Raw genomic sequence first — 16,621 nt, forward strand, 5'->3', positions numbered from 1 at the left:
ATTTAATTATCAAGATGTCTATACTCTGCAAATCCATTATAATTTTGTGGTTGTATTCTAATAAAAAAACTTTTTTCATTAATATCAGAATATGCAGAAGAAATACCCGTTCTAGTAGCTACATACACATAACCTTCCTGTGTTTCTTTCTTTTTTTCAAGGAAGTCATTATCAACTGTAAATTCAGGAGGAAGAATTAAGTAATTTGAGATTTCTAAATCGACCGGTTTTGTTGATGTTTTGCCATCAACTATTTTGAAGTATGATTTTTTTTGAACATCACCAAAATATGATTTAAAAATTTTACTTGGTGTATGTTTTAATAATTCTACTGATTTTAGCTCGGTAATTAAACGATTAATTTTACAATGAGTTACCAAAGTTTGGTATCCCACTCCAAAAATTGAGCTTACTAAATAAAAATCAATTGGGGTAGCCGTATTAAAACTTAAATTTCTTTTTACAAATTCTGATTGAATTCCCCCTATTGGCATTAAAAGGGATGCAGAAAAAGTATCAACTAGAATTTCATCGCTGCTTTTATATAAACTATTTTCATCACTTTCGGATAAGATATCTATTTTTAAACCATGGTTAAACAGATGGTGACCAAGTTCATGTCCACAAGTAAATACCCTACGAGGATAAGGGCGTTGAGAAGAAATTAATATTTGTGGCGAATTACCATTATTTACATATAAACCTTCCATGTTTATATCAACAAATCGCACATCAATTTCCATAGTGGAACAGACGTCATATATATTTAGTGGTTCATTCAAGCTAGCACCTAATCTAATTCTGGTTTCACTTGCCTTCCGTATTGCACTAGTGTATAAATTTCTTGATACCATTATTTATTAGGGAAGATTTTTAAAATTTCGAGTAATTTTTTCCTGTCATTTTCGTTCATTTTACTTAACTCACGTGCAGCAACTTTAAGTTGTTCATCCATTTCATTTTCTTCTTGACCATCTTTTAATAATAACCAGGATGTACTAACTTTATATAATTTAGCAAATTGTATAATTTCTTCAGCGCTAACTTTACGTCGACCTGCTTCAATTTCCGAAATTGCAGGACGCGGTATATTTAACATTCGTGAAGCATTTTCTTGAGATAAACCAGCTAAACTCCTTGCTTCTTTTAGTCTCTCGGCTATCTTTTCTCTTTCAGATAGATTAGTGTTGCTCATATTTTCCTTCTTTAATAAGTTTACTCACTGCATTTTTAATTGATAGTTGTTGTCTCGTTTTATTATCGTGGAAAATATAACATTCAATAGGAATATAATATCCGGTTCTTACTTCAATTTCTGGAATAATTGAAACTAGGATTTGGCTCATTATATATTTTCCTGGACAAAAATCTGAACTAACGTCTTCTTTTAAATTTTGCTGTTCGCAGACCTCTTTGATTACTTTAATTAATTCAGTTTCAATTTCTGTATTTTTTGGTGTTTTCATTGTATGAATTTCTTACAAATATAGTAAGATTTTCTTACAAAACAAATTTTGTATGATTAAATTAGATTTTCGTTTGTTTTAAATACAGTTTCTGTATCTAAACTATCTAAATAATGTTTTGTTATTGCAGTACTAGAATGTGATAGCATTTCAGATATTGTATCAATAGAAACTCCATTTCTTCTAAGTACTGTTGCATAAGAATCTCTCGCAGTTTTCAGTTGAAGAGTAATTGATAAATCAAGCCGTACTGATATTTGCTTCAGGGATTTGTTGATACTTTTTCTTACTTTCCGATTCATATAATCAAAGTTTTCGTCAGTATACCCATCTTTTAAAAATCCAAGTAAGAAAGGGCTATTTTTATCACCAACTTTACTTATAATATTTTCTACTTTTTGATTTATCGGAACAACAATTTCCTGTCTCATTTTTTTTCTGGTATTCTCTGTTTTCTTTCTGAAAAATACAAAACAGTTACCTTTTCTCTGGTCCCATCTTAATCTTAAAAGATCGACAAAGTTGATACCATTACATCGATACAGTAATTCCCAAATATCACGTGCGAACTCTTCATCATTACTCTCAAATTTATCCAAATTTATAATCTGAGATATTTCATTATTAGTAAAGGCTTGTTTTTTTGGAAAATATTCACAAATCGAATACCCACCTTTGCCAAAAGGATAGAAGTAACCGGTCGGTATTACGTTTTTCTTTTTCATGAAATAATTTCCAAAATTGTTAGATCATTGTTTTCTCTTGTAAAAACGTTTTTTGACTGTTTAATATGGATTTTCGTTCTAATACTTACGTTATTACATTAAACATAGTGATTCCAAGGAATTAATTCTTCAGGATTATGAATATTATGATCAAAATGGTGACGGAATAAAAGAGAAAAGATTAGATTACTATAAAAAATAAACCACCGAAAACTCAAATCCATCATGAATTATTTAAACTACCTTGAGAATCTTGATTTCGAATCAATGATTACAACTTCATTTCTAGTGCCTTTTTTCGCTATAATGGTGGTTATTAAAATTCTTTCAGCAATAATTTTTTCCTTCGTCCCGGATGATTATGACGATGATCCTTATCAAATTACTGTTTTTTCGAATGTACTTTTGTACTTTATTTTCTCTTTCTTTATTCTAACAGTATATGATTATAACGATAGGAGAGGTATGTTAGATTTCCGTTATTCTCAAAATATATTTGATGAAAATTCTAAAGAATTCGTAGTGAAAGGAGATACTAAATTAGAAAACGATCAAAACATTAATACTGAAGATCTAAATTCTATTGAAAGTAAAACATTTTCTTGGGATGATATAGCAATTATACCCGAAGCTGAACGACTAATAAATAATGCAAACCTAACAGAGAAATATGTGGGATTATCGCCTGAAGATATCATCAAACTAAAAAGATAATGAGTGACCCTAATCCCGATCCGTTATCCAAGGCTGAAAATAAGATTGATGTTGGAGTCACTGAATGTAAATGGTGTGGAAAAAAGATTGATATCAAAGCGATGATCTATACCTCAAAGGATTTGTTAGGGGTAATTGTAAAACCTAAGTCTGAAGACCCTTTGGAGATGATTGCTTCTGTAATGACGGTCTTAACAGTTAGTCCCAAAGCCTGCATTGAAAGTTATGAACTCCAAGATACTAATCAACATAAATATCAATTTATTGTAACCGATGAAAAAGAATTTTGTTCGTTAAAATGTGAAAAAGAATTCAAAAATAACAGAGGATATTAAAATTAAAAACAAACTTATGAAAACACTATCACTTGCTGGAATTTTAATAAGTATTTTAGGAATCGTATTGTGCTTCAGAATTATTGATAATTATATCCAATACGGCGATAAACTTATAGAATATTTAAATTTAAACCACAAAGAAATTAAACACGAAATTTTCTCGGTAACTTCCGTTCTAGATACCGGTAGAACAATTTGTTTTGTTTTAATGGGTCTTTTTGTATTCCATCTTTTTATATGTATTAAAGTTTATCGTTTCTACCGATATAAGGATTTAACTCCTTAATTTCCTACACGAGCAGTAATCAATCAAATAAAAAATGAAGACAGAAAATATTTCTGTCTTCATTTTTTAATAAAAATTATTCTTTTACGATACAGAATATTCAACATACTTAAACACAATATTTTGTCAGTCTATATTTCGATATTGAAATTGCTTAATCTTTAGATCGTTTCTTCAGCAATGTTTCGTAAGTTAATAAAAGTTGTAATTTCAGATAAGTGCGCCATTGAAGTTTTTGATGCAGTATTTCCGGTTAAGACACTATCTATTTCTATTATTATTTTATTTTCTAATACGCCTATTGTATAATTTAGTGATTGTATTTGATTTTTAGATATAAGTCCATATTCATCCTCACTAAAATGTTCTTTTAGTAACCGCATAATAGTTTTATCTTTACTCCAGTATTTTAGTTCTTTTCTATTCAAACTTACTTCGGCAATAAAAATAAGTCTACTATAAAATAAAGTGAATGCAAAAAAGCTATAATATAATTTTTCGCCTAGAAAAGGTCTGTTATATGAAATCTTTACTTGTAAGTCGCTATAAAATTCGATGAACTCTTCATTATTAATTTCACTTAACCCGTTGGAGATTTTATCCCAAATTACCGAATCTTTATTAGAATTTATTAAACTTTCTATTTCTTGCTCAGTATAAATGCTATAAGCAGTTAGTATAGATTTTGGAAATTTAAAATTAAATTCACAAATAAGATTCCAAACATCTTCTATTGCCTTAATTCTTCTTTCTTGGCTGAAATTATAACTAGACTTTTGCACATCTATTAAATTATTCAATATAGATGTCTTCTCACTTAGCTTGTTTTCTAAGGTTTTCAATTGTGATTCTGTACTTAATCTCCACTTTTCATTTCCCCAATCGGATACCTTTTGTGCAAGAAACCCCACAAAAGCAGATATAACAATTGAAGAGCCCCCACAGTAAGCAATAATTTCAGATACCGATATTTCCATAAAAATTAGTTTTAACAAATATAAACAAAGCTATATTAGTTAACAAAGCTATTTCTACAACCTACATTTATTAGAAATAGTTTTATAGAAATTAATCATTACAGTCAGTTTGGGACACAATTGTACTTCGGACATTTACAAGTAACTAAGAGTTGGATATTCCATCGTAAAAATATTCTAAAATATATTTATCAAAAGAATCTATAAAGTTCTTTGATAAGATTGTTTCTTTTCCGATTTGATGAAAAATTTGAATTGTACTGTGTATATTTAGCTGAGCATCTTCAAAATTAATAATGCCATTATTATGAATTTTTCTAGCAATCATTCTAGGAAGACCATACTCTTCCAATTGATAAACTACTGATGGCAAGAAGACATGTGAAATTTTAGAAACAAATTGAGATACATCAGTTCCATTATCGATAATTTCTTTCTGCAAAATATTTATATCGCTAACTAATGAAGATAGATTAAATGCAACTATTCTTTCAAGTTTAAAAAATTGCTCGATATCAATGTCAAATTCTTCTAATTCATCCAATAGTTCAGGTATTGTTTTATTCCAGTTTCCAACTAAAACCTTGACAAATTCTACAAATTTTTTGTGTTGAGCTCCATACGCTCCATCACCCCATTCACCCGGTTGTAGACTGATAATTTTCCATAATAATCGATCCCACGATTCTGGGTCATCTGAATTTAGATAGGATAATCCATTCCAATCAGAAGGATTATTTTTCATTTGTCGAGCTGTCTCTTTTATAAATTCTGAATTATTTGATTGAAAAATATTTTCTTTCAGAAGTCTGTCATATGTTTCTTTACCTAAGATTTCATACATTTCATTTTTGAATGAGATAATCTTTGAAATTTGATCATTGTCTAAACTTGAGCTATAAAGTTTTTCGTCCAAATCACCTAAAATAATATCGGGAAAAGGGATGTCAAGCTGAGTAGTATCTTCTGGTGGTGGGGATTCTAATAGATAAATTTTACCGATAAAATACTTAAACATTCGTCCACCTCGACCAATAATATTTTTATAGGTGAAACTATCTAATAAACTGTTACTTCCACTTTTTCTGTTCCTCCACACAATAACATTTTCGGCAGAAGTATTAACCCCTTCAATTATAGATGATGTTGAAATGATATTGTTTAAACCTTCTTTCTCTTCGAAAAGTTTAACCTGAATTTGTGAAATAGAACGATGCAATTGGCCGTTATGTATTCCTACGCCTCTTTTTACCAAATTAGTAAGTTTCCAGTTTACATCATAGTTTTCAGTCAACCATTTTTCAAAATCCTTTAGTAAAGGTTTTTCAGAAATCTCAAGTCGTTCATTTAATAAATTTGAAACCTTATCAATTTGAGAGTAAGATGCAGCATATATGAGCGATTTTGTATTTGTTTTCTCCAGAATTTCAAGTAAAATTTCCCCCTTTTGCAATTCTTTCTCAACCTTATCTCCTGTTATTTCTTTATATCTATCATATCGATCCAGATAAACTGTATTAAATCCGAGTTTATCAATAAACTTCATATCTTTTGTAAAAATATTTTCACCAATTGATGTAATGTTTGGTGCTAAAAAATATTTTTGTTTTGATTTCAAGCCTAATTTAATAATAGCTTTAAGAAGGGATGGAGACCTAGATTTATCATAATCAGAACTGGCTTTATAAAATTCATCAATAATTAGAATATCAATACACTCTAGCTTGTTCACGTAATTCATAGCTCTTTCTTGAGGGAAAATAAAAATGTTTTTATTGGCGAGTTCTATTTCTGTAGTAGTTATAATTTTATATTCACCTGAGAATTTTTTATAAAGCCGTCTTCTCGTTTCATCTGTAAGTGCAATTGTTGGAACAATTATAACGACATTATCAGGTTTTTTTATTGAAATAAATGCATCAATTACAAAACTTTTCCCAAAACTTGTAGGAGCACTGACAGCTACGTTCTCTCCCTCAACTAATTCTTTTAAAAGAGAAGATTGCTCTCTATGTAATGTACAATATTTCCCCCCCCCGATATCAACTTTAAAAACCTCATAAACAAATCGATCTTCCCAGCTAGCCGTATCACTCTTAAGATACGGATATAGACCTGTTTCTCGTATAAGGTGATTTAATAAAGATGAGTATTCAATATCATTTTTCTCGTGATAATCAAGAAGTCTTATCAATTCATTCCTAGCATCAATTTCTTGATTAACTTTTATAAAATCGTTTATCCGATGGCAGGATTCAAAAATGTCCATAGTTAGTAGTTTTTATAGAAGTTAGCAGTAGAAAGAAACTTATCTACAATTACTTTTTTAAGTGGTACGGGAAAAAATATAAGATGAAATGTTATTGAGGAGTAATGAGGAATTGTACCAATCTGGGCAATTTGTTTTTTAAAAAATGCATTAGCTTTATCATGATGGTAATCAGTAATTTCACTCTTATATTCTTCAGACATTATAGAATGTGACTTTGTTATATTGCATTCGTGTAAAAGGAGAATGGGAATATGTATTTTAGGTTTTAGCTTATCAATAGAAGCTCTAGGCGATAAAGATTTCTTTATTTTATCTTTGAGATCAGTATCGGCAATTAATGATTCAATATCGGCAATATTTGTAATAATACTGTTCTCTTTTTTAAGTTTATTGGTGGATAGAGAATTTTTAATAGAAGTTATAATTTCAGAAAGCCTTGTGTCTTCTATACTATTGTAAAATTTAGCCTCTCCAAACCAAAGCGAGAAATCATCATTTTTTACAATAATGTGAACACTATCTGCACCTTTTGCATTATCCTGAGGATTCTGTTTGTAAAATATTTTAGGAACTGCGGGAAGTGCTTTGAAGTGGTGCTTCATTATTGCATACAAAACGATTTCGGCTATTTCACTGCCTTTGCTTACATCTCCTTTTTTATCAGAAAGCCTTAGATTTTTTGCCGCAGATGTTAGTAATGTGTGATGATTATTAACAAGACTTTCTCTTTCCTTGTGTGAAAGAGAGGTCTCTGCTATGTTATCCCATATAAAATTTTGAAAATGAGTGTACATCCAATCCGAGTCTTCGTAATCATTTATTAAACTGACAATATTTTTTCTATTAACGGGAGAAAGATTTGTATCAGTTAATATATCTGCAAAAGAGCAGTTAATCAATATTTCAAATTCCATAAAGAATTCTTGGTTTTAGTTTTTAAGATGTATATTTTATCAATTGCTAAATTTATTTAAATATTTAATTTAATATTCATATTCATATTCAGCGTATTAAATCAACATTGGTAGCTAGGTAAAAATAATTTAATCTTTCTTAGTAACGTTACGGGAAACAGTAATATTAATATTTTTCAACATAAAATTATTTTGCTTGACGAAATCCATATTCAGTAGTAAATAATAGAGTATATTAAAAAAATTGAATTTTCTTGTAAAATAATTTATTTTTGGAATTGTTATCTTTTTTGTGACAAAATAATCTTACCGTATAATCTTGAATCTTAAATTGGCGACTAACCGACTAGAGATTTTTAAATCCAAAGGTCATATGCACTGAAAATCTATAAAAATTAGACCTCCTAAAAGAAGTTTAATGCTAGATGTAAATTAACAGTTGTAAAAGCACATTAAATTATATAAAGTGACCATTACAAAAATCATCGCTTTCAAATAGACATTTATAAAATACAGTACGCCACGAATTAATATCAACTTTAAGTCTACTTTCATAACAATCATAAAGGTGTTCTTTCATAGTTGTGTATCCACCGTTATTATACAACTTAGTAACTTGAAATTTAATACTCTCAAACTCTTCTGAACTATGTGTTATATATAGGTCATTTAATTCAAATGATTCGAAATGTTTAATCAGTCTTTGTCTTAACAATGGTAGATTAGTAAATACTGAATCTTTCACGAAAAAATCAAATATCATTGGTTTAACACTAACAAGTTGACAATCCAACCAATTTTCAACATCAATATCATCATAATATGGATGTATGACTTCCTCGACATCACAAGTTGGATAATCGATAAGTTTACCGGTATTACAATTACTACAAGAGGGAACTAAATTTAAAGGAGAAACAGCTAAAATTGGATATTCCGATTTTGGCAGATAATGGTCCAATGTATTAGCACTTCTCACATTGCAGTTTACACATTTACCTTTTGGAGCTGAGTTTAGCAATTTGTCATAGTATATCCTCGCATCATTAGATTTTTTCAACATTCTACCTGTATAAAGTTTTTTCAGTGTATCAGCGTCTAATTGTCCTGCGATTGTAATGTTTCGACCAATCAAATATAAATTATTAACATTTTTTTTTGTGTCAAAATCATTTTCAAAGTCTTCAAAAACATTTAAATTATTTAAAATTCGTGTCTTTAAATTTTGATCTTGCATGTTATTTAAGGAGTCACGAATAATGACAGAAATTTTAAATGGTGGTTTATCAATTCTCTTCATTCTGTTCAAATAATAAATTTCTCAATATTGCTTTACCTTCAAAACCTAATTGATTATTAAGATAGGTGATAGCTTCCCTATAGTCATCTACTCTTTCTACAATTTCCTTCAAAATATTATGAAAACCCGCATCTGTTACCTCTAGACCAAAAACTTCTTGTGTTAAAACTCCAACATTTTCACCAAAAGATTCTACATCCAATCTTTCAACAATAGATTCATTAGCTATTCTTCTTAATTTCCAAACGCAAGATTTGGGAACTTCTTGTAATACTACTGGAGAATGTGTGCCAATAATCGCAACACCATTTCTCTGAATAAGAAGATCAGATAGAGATCTTATAAATGCCGAAAGTAATGGCGGATGAAGATAAGTTTCTGGTTCATCAATTATAACCAGACTTTTTTCCTCAATTGTTTCAACTAATCTCGTTATTGTTAAAAGTATTATTTTATGACCGGAACTTAGATTAACAAAAATATTTGCTGCATATTTTTTAAAATCTTCAAATCCACCTTTAAAATTCGCAATTTCTGATATTTCAGAATCTTTAAAAATAGGATCTGTTTCAAGCACTTTTACGGCTCTTAACCATCTCTGTTTTTTTCCTGTTATGAGACATTTATAAGAACTTCTTGCAAATTCATTTTTTAGAATAGTTGGACTTTTGATAATAACTTTACCCTCTTTTTCTGTTTTAAGACCTATATAAGAATAACTTACTTGCCTAATATTTCCTTTATTCATTTCATCAATTGGCGTCGCCTCTTCGAATGCACTGAATGATACGGATATTAAATTCGCAAAGAAATCCGATTTAATTCTACTACTTGTTTTAAAATAGCCATATTTAGAAGAATTTGGATATAATAATGACATAATCATGTTATTAAAAAGAAATGTTTTACCAACACCATTTCTACCAATTATTACATGAATATTTGTAGGTGGGTTTGACTTTGGAACTACGGAAAAGTGCAAAAGTGATTCTGAATTTTCTGATTTTGTTCCATTAGGCAAAATAAAATCGAAATCATATGTCGTTAAAATAGAAGTTCCTTGTGCAAGTCTCCTAAATTGACCTATAACAGATACGTGGCTAATATCTCTCATTAAAGAAATTCTTGTAACTCTTTCATTATACGCTTTTTTATACATCTCATTATTATAAGCTAGATCATTTAAAGAGTTTAAGAAGTTTTCCCTAAAGGCATCGGAGATCTCATTAAGTTCTTCATAGTAACTTACATCTTGACCTAAAGAAAAGAAGTTATCATCTAAAGAAGTAAATGATAACGGTAGATTTGGTGACCTTTGATCACTTTTCATATTAACTTGTCCTATTTTAACTGCACCTAATCTTGTTCGTTCTCCATCATTATTGTAATATATAACACTATAAAGTGTAGAAAAAGAAAACATATCGTCCCAACTTGACCTCGTAAGAACAACAATATTTTTCTTTTCAGCTTCATTGAAATTATTACCACTTAAATAGAACGTTAACTCATTAATAGTTTCGTCTTCTTCCATGCTGTGAATTATCTGGTTATTAAAGAACTAATATAACAAATTATTCAATAAATTGGAATCAACACTTGTGTAAGAATACAACTAACTTTGTAAACCCTATAAATAAACTCTATAATTTATTGCAAGATTTCTTGCAAGACTTTTTTGCTACAAGGTCATAGAACTTCATAAATCATCAAACAAAATAAAATGTCCCCTTTTCTGTCCCATTGATATACAGTGGATTACGGAAATCCTGCAATGACTCATAATCAGGTGGTCCCTGGTTCGAGCCCAGGTGGGACCACGTAGACTGAAAACAGTTAAAAATAACTGAACACGGCTAAACGTTAAATCCTTGTATTCATAAGTAATACAAGGATTTTTTTTATATTTACTTTTGAGATTGTTCAATTATATTCATAAAATAGTGTCTCTTTTAGTGTCCCTAGTATAAATTAAAGTGTCCCTAAATGTAATTATTATGAAAATTAATTTCTATTTAAAAGAACCTAACTCGACAAAAGAGTCACTAATCTTGGTTGCTATTAGTCTAAACGGAAAAAGGTCAAAATTCTCCACTACACAAAAAATCAACCCGAAATATTGGAATGTAAATAATCAGAGAATTAAATCAAATGCTCCAAACGCATTAAATTTTAATAAAATCCTTAATAGTGTACAGTCAAGGATACTGGATTTATATACGAAAAACTTCATTGAAAATGATAAATCGAAAACAACAAAATTTTTTGATGAGGTCAGAACGTATTTATCTGGAAAATTTGAAAACTCTGAAACTGATTTGACGATTGAGAAAGCATTTGATAAGTTTTTGGAAATACGAAAATCAAATCTTAAAGAAGAAACACTTAAGGCATATATAACCCTCAAAAATCATCTAAGAACCTATTCGGTAATTATTGGGAAAAAGGACTTATTGTTTGATGATTTAGATATTAGTTTTTTTGATGGCTTTGTAAATTATTTAAAAATAACATGTAAGCAAAAGACTAATACAAGGTCAAAGCAAATCAAAAATATTAAAGCTTTTTTAAAGTTCATGTACGATAGAAATTATCATACTAATAAAGTTTTTGAAACTTTAGAAAGAGAACATGAAAAAGGACAATTTGTTTATTTTAATGAAGATGAATTTAACAAGGTTCTTAATCTTGACCTAGGTTATAACAAAAATTTAGATAAAAGTAGAAGGTTATTTTGTATTAGCTGTCTTACAGGATTAAGATTTTCAGATGTAATTAATATAAATTTCAATAATATAATAAACAATAAATATAATTTGGGAGTTGTGAAGAGAAATACTCCTATGAAAATTAAAATGACTAATAAAGCCATTGCTTATATCAAGGAGTATTTTGATTTATATGGAATTGGAGGCGGGTTTACAAGTCAAACTACTAATAAACATCTTACTAAAATTTTGATGCTAGCAGAGATTGATAGAGAGGAGCTATTATTTGAAAAAAATCATCTTGGAATTTTAGAGGAGATTAGGAAACCTATGTACGAATGGATTACTTTTCATTATGGTAGAAGATATTTTATAATTAAATGTTTGGAAAAAGGGATGCAACCTCTTCAAATAATGGATATTACTGGGCATGAAGATTTCAGTGTTTTTCAGGCTTATGTTAAATTTTCTGAGGCGGACTCTGTAGAAAAATTAAATGAAGCATGGGATTAATAATATTTATTAAATACGCCTAATATGATATATAGGGGGTACCCAAAAAATGAAAAGTAGATACGGGTATGTCGTCTATATGGAAACTCCTTTATTATAAATAATAAGAATTAGATATACTGTAATTATCTAGATAATTATTTAATTAAAATTTATCTCTTTCTTGTAAAGAATACTCATATTTAATATAATATTTATATTTTTGGTCAACAAGAGTACATTATGAATATACCCATTCTTAAAAAGAATATAACTTTTACTCCATATGTTTTTTATACTGATTTCTTAAAAGATATTGCTATAGCTTATAAGGCTATTCCTAATGGGAAAATACAATTTACTCTTACTGATGGAGGAGATAATAGTTTTTTTGAATCAACTTACAGGATTGACCCAATAACAATCCCTTTACTACTCAGTATTTCGGAACAGCTCAAGAAATTTCACAATGAGCCTATTGACCTAATACTTTATAATACGAGAGGGACAATAGATGTCCTCGAGTTTTTGTATTTGTCGGACTTTTTCTATTTATCTGGTAATAATAGGTCGTTTCAATTTCCTTTAGGACAGGATATATACAATTTTAATCAACAACTTTTTGGTTCTTTTAAAGGGAAAGTAATAAAAGCTCAACATAAAATTAGAGGATATTCAATTAATGATAATAATGTTAGTGGAATAAAAGAGGAATATAAAGAAGATGAAGAATTACTTAGAGATGCACTGGTGGAACATTATACTTATCTGGTTAAGGAACATTTTTTAGCTTTATTATATGAGAATGAATTTACTTCAAATCAGCATAATTTATTTATAAATATTCTTTCTGAATTAATTACAAATGGTGTAATTCATTCTAAATCTTCAGTATTTGCATTAATGTTTGTTGATAGATTTAAAACTAAGTTTTCTATCTCTGACAATGGTATAGGTTTTACAGAATCTTTAAAGTTTAAGAAAGGTAATAATTATTATGAACCTTATGAATTAACCAAGCTCCTTAACAACAAAAATTATTTTAAAAATATTCATGAAAATATCATCAATAATCTTATTTCAATATTTGAAGCATTGTTTTATTCATTTATGAAGAATAGAAGAGGAATTTTTGATTTGATGATAAATGTTGTCTTAAACTCTAGAGGATACTTTAGATTGCATTCAGAAAATAGTCAAATTATCATTTCTAATAGAATGAAAGAGCAGCTATTGCCATTAAATTCTTTGAGGGAAACTATATTTGAATATCATAATATGTATGAATTAAGTATCATTAATAATACTGAGTACAACAGAATGATAATACCATTAAAAGAAAAGGCTTTAAAATTATTTACAAACTTTTTCACCTCAGTTCAAAATAAGTTTAATACCGATGTAAAGTTTTCTTCCATTAGATTTTATCCTGTGAAATTTAGAGGCGTTCATATAGAAGTAGAAATTCCAAATAATCATTAATATGTTAATTTCTAAACTTAAAACAGAAGGATTTGTTTATTATAATTTGCATACTGAACAAGTTATGATTTCTAACTATTTTAATGATAATAGTGATTTAGGCATATATGAAGACTTACTCGTTTCTGATACAATTGAAAAGGTACTTAATGATTTGGAAGATGATTGTAAGAACATCATATTAGATTTTGATAAAATTCAAAACATAAGTCAAAATAATATTAATAAAAAATTCCACGAATATATTAAAGTAGGTTATAAATTTGTCTTACTTAATGTAAGAGAAGATATTATTAATGATTTTGGTTTTAATGTCATAACAAATGACGAAAATATTTGCGAGGACGAATTTTATAGAAAATTTAATTTGTTTTCAGATGATATAGAGTCTTTAAAAGGGAAAATAAAACCTAGAAAAATATTTACCCAGTCTTTTGAAAATATAATTAGCAATTATATTATTCCTTATGGTAACCCTCATACATCATCCTTTGTTTATTTACATTCATATGTTGATTTAAAAAGCTTTATTTCTAATGAAAAAAAGATGTTTTTATTTTCGATGTACCAATTATCTATAATGATTAAAGAAGAGTGTATCAATGAAACCAGTGATGATATAATTTTAGTTTGTCAAAGTTTAAATAGTTCTTTAATTGTTTCAATCTTATCAAATCTGTTAAAATTAGATATTCTCATATTGGATAAAATAGGTCCAATAAATAAATTATACTCTAGGCTTGATAAAAATATTTCTGACAAGAAGAAATATGTAATAATCTCTGATTTGGTATGTTTAGGAACAGAAGTAAAAATAGTTAAAAATTTAATTCAGTTTCTTGGAGGTACTTATTTACGAAATGCCTCTCTTATTAAAATAGAAACGTTAAATAGTAAACACATAAAAAAGCCAGAGGCAACTATTGCAGTATTTTCTATAAATAGAAGTAATAATGCTAGACTTAATTATAAAATAACTACAAATTTAGAAGACTTCTGATGAAAATAATTATACATATTTCTGACTTACATGTAAGTATATATTATAATGCTGATACTTCTCCTAAGGATGGATTGAAATCATATTTAACGACTGATAATACAATTGATAAATCTCTTCACTTTATAACTACATTCACATCAAAAATCAACGAGATTAAAGCCTCGTATGAAAACCCTGAATTTATTCTTCTAATTACAGGAGATATAGCTAACATTAGTGAAGAACCAGAATATAAATTTGCTAAAAAGTTTATTGAAAGAATCTTGGAAGACCTTGCAATTCCAAAGGAAAACTGTTTAATAATTCCTGGTGACCATGACGTAAGTAGGAGATTATTAAATGCTCATTTGATAACTGCCCCCAATAAAGAAAGCCATTTGCTGAATGAGGTTAAATTTTACAATTTCTCAAAATTTTATGAAGATATTAAAGGTGTCAGTTTTGACTATGATAGAATTATATTTGATTTTATTAATATTGAGGATAAGGTAGTATTACTAGCTATAAATTCAAATTACTATATCAATCAAAACGGTGGAGATGGCTATATACCTATTCAGAAATTTAGAAATGAGTTAATAGAAATAAAAAAACAACTACCACCAGGAGTTAATTTCATATGTTGTTGGCATCATAATATAACTGCAAATTATGATAATAAGAATAGTGGGCAATGGGATAAAGATAATAGGAATTATCTACTATCTGAATTAGATTCGCAGGGAATTAAGATGATTCTTACAGGTAATGAACATACGCCAGGAGCTAAAAAGATTAAAATTGAAATAAATACGAGTGATTGCGGAGCTTTTTGTGATACGGTAAATCATTCCAGCTTTAAGATATATCCAGTTATTACAGAGGGAAATAATATAAGGTTAAAAAATGTTGGATATAATCTTCAAAAACCAAATCATAATGATAACCCATTTTACTGGAATATTGTTGAGAATACATCTGCTGAGCAAGTTGATTATTTTGATATTCAATTGACAAATGAAACATCAATTATGGAAGTTGAAGAACTTCCTGCGGCAGGGGAATTTACTCAATATGTTCCTCCTCAAGCAAGAAAGATTCAGGTTGTAAAAACTGATGACATAGTAAAACAAGACCTATCTATGTCTGATAGGCTTTATAGTATTGTAAGAGATAAAAAACTTTTTCACTCTGGTCATTTTCATTGGAGTGAAACTTCAAGAGCTCATAATTGGATTGATGTTTCAAAATTGCTTGAAAATAAAGATGATTTAGTGTTTGTTAAAAATGCAATCGTTGACGTGATTGATGCTAATGAGTTATATATTGATTGTAATTTAATAATTGGATTAGGTTATGAAGGAAATTTAATTGCAAGTAAAGCTTCAATTAAATATGATGTAAAATATTCCTATCTTCCATATTCCTATAGATATAAAGACCACCATGAGTATGAGAATAAGCTTAATTTAGTGAATGATGATAAGTCCTACAAGAAAGTAATTATCATTAGTGATGTTGTTAATGATGGTAGAACTATTAGAAAACTTATAGGAAAGAGGGAAAAAGAGTTTTTTGCAAACGTTGAAAAAGTCATAGTAATATCTTTGTTTTATACAGGTAGTGAAAAACCAACAACGGATATTTTAAATTCAGATTCTCAGGATGGATTTGATTATACAAAAGACGAAAACGTTAATAATATTGAGTTTTACACAATAAAACATATTAGAGTTGATAAATGTCCATACGGTGATGATTATGCAACAGAATGTATTATATATAAGGATGAATTAAGCTGTGTAAATTTGTTTTATAATATTCAAGAATCATGAAATTGAATAGTTTTAGGTCCGATAATAACTTTTAATTGGATTAAAAATATACTTTCAAAAGCATATATAAATTCATTTTAATGCAAATTTCTCATAAATTATCAACCTTCCTTTTTGTTAGTTTAAGTAC

At 28.4% G+C, this 16,621-nt stretch carries 16 protein-coding genes; 7 read left to right on the forward strand and 9 right to left on the reverse strand.

Features of this window, described 5'->3' with window-relative positions; all coding sequences use genetic code 11:
* Positions 1-2 precede the first annotated feature (2 nt).
* Genes M0D58_RS14600 through M0D58_RS14615 form a run of 4 tightly spaced genes read right to left on the reverse strand, consistent with a single transcriptional unit; the run spans position 3 to position 2,191 of the window.
* The gene (locus M0D58_RS14600; protein WP_248390973.1) at positions 3-854 is read right to left on the reverse strand and encodes an ImmA/IrrE family metallo-endopeptidase; all 852 of its coding nucleotides are present in this window, start codon (positions 852-854) and stop codon (positions 3-5) included.
* Positions 854-1,195, reverse strand: a complete 342-nt coding sequence (locus M0D58_RS14605; protein ID WP_248390976.1) for a helix-turn-helix domain-containing protein — start codon at positions 1,193-1,195, stop codon at positions 854-856. Before M0D58_RS14605 ends, M0D58_RS14600 begins: the two co-directional genes overlap by 1 nt.
* Positions 1,182-1,466, reverse strand: a complete 285-nt coding sequence (locus M0D58_RS14610) for a hypothetical protein (RefSeq protein WP_248390979.1) — start codon at positions 1,464-1,466, stop codon at positions 1,182-1,184. The genes M0D58_RS14605 and M0D58_RS14610 overlap by 14 nt, the downstream gene beginning before the upstream one ends.
* A gap of 56 nt (positions 1,467-1,522) precedes the next feature.
* Positions 1,523-2,191: a tyrosine-type recombinase/integrase gene (locus tag M0D58_RS14615; protein WP_248390984.1), complete on the reverse strand. Its 669-nt coding sequence runs from the start codon at positions 2,189-2,191 to the stop codon at positions 1,523-1,525.
* A gap of 225 nt (positions 2,192-2,416) precedes the next feature.
* Between M0D58_RS14615 and M0D58_RS14620 the strand changes: the two genes are divergently transcribed.
* From M0D58_RS14620 to M0D58_RS14630, 3 genes are read left to right on the forward strand one after another with little or no spacing between them, the layout of a single operon-like run.
* Complete coding sequence (locus M0D58_RS14620; protein WP_248390987.1) at positions 2,417-2,905, forward strand: hypothetical protein; 489 nt, start codon at positions 2,417-2,419, stop codon at positions 2,903-2,905.
* Complete coding sequence (locus M0D58_RS14625; RefSeq protein WP_248390990.1) at positions 2,905-3,240, forward strand: hypothetical protein; 336 nt, start codon at positions 2,905-2,907, stop codon at positions 3,238-3,240. The genes M0D58_RS14620 and M0D58_RS14625 overlap by 1 nt, the downstream gene beginning before the upstream one ends.
* A gap of 16 nt (positions 3,241-3,256) precedes the next feature.
* Positions 3,257-3,529, forward strand: a complete 273-nt coding sequence (locus M0D58_RS14630) for a hypothetical protein (RefSeq protein WP_248390993.1) — start codon at positions 3,257-3,259, stop codon at positions 3,527-3,529.
* A 161-nt stretch (positions 3,530-3,690) separates the two neighbouring features.
* Here M0D58_RS14630 and M0D58_RS14635 read toward each other — a convergent pair whose 3' ends face one another.
* The 5 genes from M0D58_RS14635 to M0D58_RS14655 all read right to left on the reverse strand — a co-directional run bounded on the left by M0D58_RS14635 (position 3,691) and on the right by M0D58_RS14655 (position 10,526).
* Positions 3,691-4,506, reverse strand: a complete 816-nt coding sequence (locus M0D58_RS14635; protein ID WP_248390996.1) for a hypothetical protein — start codon at positions 4,504-4,506, stop codon at positions 3,691-3,693.
* Between the two features lie 145 nt (positions 4,507-4,651).
* Positions 4,652-6,775, reverse strand: coding sequence for a DEAD/DEAH box helicase (locus M0D58_RS14640; RefSeq protein ID WP_248390998.1), 2,124 nt, complete (start codon positions 6,773-6,775; stop codon positions 4,652-4,654).
* A gap of 2 nt (positions 6,776-6,777) precedes the next feature.
* A complete protein-coding gene (locus tag M0D58_RS14645; RefSeq protein ID WP_248391001.1) occupies positions 6,778-7,692 on the reverse strand; it encodes a HamA C-terminal domain-containing protein in 915 nt (304 codons plus the stop codon).
* Between the two features lie 457 nt (positions 7,693-8,149).
* Positions 8,150-8,992 carry an HNH endonuclease gene (locus M0D58_RS14650; protein ID WP_248391003.1) on the reverse strand — a complete coding sequence of 281 codons (843 nt, stop codon included), beginning with the start codon at positions 8,990-8,992 and terminating at the stop codon, positions 8,150-8,152.
* Positions 8,979-10,526: an AAA family ATPase gene (locus M0D58_RS14655; RefSeq protein ID WP_248391006.1), complete on the reverse strand. Its 1,548-nt coding sequence runs from the start codon at positions 10,524-10,526 to the stop codon at positions 8,979-8,981. The genes M0D58_RS14650 and M0D58_RS14655 overlap by 14 nt, the downstream gene beginning before the upstream one ends.
* A gap of 463 nt (positions 10,527-10,989) precedes the next feature.
* Between M0D58_RS14655 and M0D58_RS14660 the strand changes: the two genes are divergently transcribed.
* The 4 genes from M0D58_RS14660 (at position 10,990) to M0D58_RS14675 (ending at position 16,491) form a co-directional block, all read left to right on the forward strand.
* Positions 10,990-12,213 (forward strand): site-specific integrase, encoded by a 1,224-nt coding sequence (locus M0D58_RS14660; protein ID WP_248391009.1) that lies wholly within the window; start codon positions 10,990-10,992, stop codon positions 12,211-12,213.
* Positions 12,214-12,435: 222 nt separating this feature from the next.
* Complete coding sequence (locus M0D58_RS14665) at positions 12,436-13,674, forward strand: hypothetical protein (RefSeq protein ID WP_248391012.1); 1,239 nt, start codon at positions 12,436-12,438, stop codon at positions 13,672-13,674.
* Position 13,675: 1 nt separating this feature from the next.
* Positions 13,676-14,674, forward strand: coding sequence for a hypothetical protein (locus tag M0D58_RS14670; RefSeq protein ID WP_248391015.1), 999 nt, complete (start codon positions 13,676-13,678; stop codon positions 14,672-14,674).
* Positions 14,674-16,491 carry a hypothetical protein gene (locus M0D58_RS14675; RefSeq protein ID WP_248391018.1) on the forward strand — a complete coding sequence of 606 codons (1,818 nt, stop codon included), beginning with the start codon at positions 14,674-14,676 and terminating at the stop codon, positions 16,489-16,491. The genes M0D58_RS14670 and M0D58_RS14675 overlap by 1 nt, the downstream gene beginning before the upstream one ends.
* The last annotated feature ends 130 nt before the right edge of the window (positions 16,492-16,621 follow it).

The sequence above is a fragment of the Chryseobacterium nepalense genome (assembly GCF_023195755.1).
GTDB lineage: Bacteria > Bacteroidota > Bacteroidia > Flavobacteriales > Weeksellaceae > Chryseobacterium > Chryseobacterium nepalense.